The sequence below is a fragment of the Azospirillum oleiclasticum genome (genome assembly GCF_013423485.1).
GTDB classification, from domain to species: domain Bacteria; phylum Pseudomonadota; class Alphaproteobacteria; order Azospirillales; family Azospirillaceae; genus Azospirillum; species Azospirillum oleiclasticum.
Window position 1 is genome coordinate 1 of record NZ_JABFFR010000126.1, and the last position, 303, is coordinate 303.

A 303-nucleotide genomic window follows, 5' to 3' on the forward strand; every position below is an offset into this window, starting at 1 on the left:
CGGCATCAAGGTGCCGGACGTGGCGACCCTGGTTGACAAGCTGAAGACCGAAGCGCGGGTGATCTGACCATGGCCGACATCCTCGTCCTTGCCGAGCACGACGGCGCGGCGCTGAAGCCCGCGACGCTGCACACCGTCGCCGCCGCCGCCAAGATTGGCGGCTCGATCCATGTTCTCGTTGCCGGGTCCGGCGCCAAGGCCGCGGCCGACGCGGCGGCGAAGGTGGCCGGCGTGTCCAAGGTTCTGCTGGCGGATGACGCCGCCTACGCCCACGCGCTGGCGGAGCCGCTGGCGGCGCTGATC

1 protein-coding gene is annotated in these 303 nt (G+C 71.3%); it reads left to right on the forward strand.

Going from position 1 to position 303, the window contains the following annotated elements:
* Positions 1-69: 69 nt before the first annotated feature.
* On the forward strand, positions 70-303 hold a 234-nt coding region (locus HL658_RS36570; protein WP_484463075.1), incomplete at its 3' end, for an adenine nucleotide alpha hydrolase family protein.